This window comes from Amycolatopsis sp. NPDC114484, assembly GCF_055633755.1.
The window spans coordinates 1-1,042 of sequence record NZ_JBVKDQ010000064.1 but is presented as its reverse complement, the minus strand read 5'-3'; the positions used below and the strand labels follow the sequence as shown (position 1 = coordinate 1,042).

The window sequence follows — 1,042 nt, the reverse complement described above, 5'->3', positions numbered from 1 at the left end:
CTAGTGTCCTGCGCCTGAAGTCCGCTATCTAATTGTAGGATGCGGTGATGGCGGGTCGTGGACGGTCCAAGGTCGAGCTGATCCTCAGCGATGACGAGCGTGCGACGTTGCAGCGGTGGGAGCGGCGGGCGAAGTCGGCGCAAGCGCTGGCGTTGCGGTGCCGGATTGTGCTGGCGTGCGCGGAGGGCTTGTCCAATATGGAGGTGGCGGAGCGGCTCGGGATCAATCGGATGACGGTGGGCAAGTGGCGGTCCCGGTTCGTCGCGCAACGATTGGACGGGCTGGTCGACGAGGACCGGCCGGGCCGGCCGCCGTCGATCACGCTCGAGAAGGTCGAGGACGTGATTGTGACGACCCTGGAGCAGACGCCCCGCAACGCCACGCATTGGTCACGCGCGTCGATGGCCGAACGGTCCGGGCTGTCGAAGTCGACTATCGGGCGGATCTGGCGGGACTTCGGGCTCAAGCCCCATCAGGCCGGCACCTTCAAGTTGTCCGCCGACCCGTTGTTCGTGGACAAGGTCGTCGATGTCGTCGGGCTTTATCACCACCCGCCGGAACGGGCGGTGGTGCTGTGCGCCGACGAAAAAAGCCAGGTTCAAGCACTGGACCGCTCCCAGCCGGTACTGCCGATGATGCCGGGCATGCCCGAGCGCCGCAGCCACGACTACGTCCGCCACGGCATCACCAGCCTGTTCGCCGCGTTCAACATCGCCGACGGCACCGTGATCGGCGAACTGCACCGCAAGCATCGAGCCGCCGAGTTCAAGAAGTTCCTGACCACGATCGACAAAACCGTCCCCGCCGACCTCGACATCCACCTGATCTGCGACAACTACGGCACCCACAAGACCCCGGCGATCAAGGCATGGCTGGCCAAGCACCCCCGGTTCCACATGCACTTCACCCCCACCGGATCGAGCTGGATCAACCAGGTCGAGCGCTGGTTCGGGTTCCTCACCGATCAGCTGATCCGGCGCGGCGTCCACAAGAGCGTTGCGGCACTGGAGAAAGACATCCGCGAGTGGATCAAGGACTGGAA

At 64.8% G+C, this 1,042-nt stretch carries 1 protein-coding gene; it reads left to right on the top strand.

Going from position 1 to position 1,042, the window contains the following annotated elements; all coding sequences use genetic code 11:
• Positions 1-47: 47 nt before the first annotated feature.
• A partial coding sequence (locus tag ACZ7SW_RS46780; protein ID WP_470236841.1) for an IS630 family transposase occupies positions 48-1,042 on the top strand: 995 nt, incomplete at its 3' end.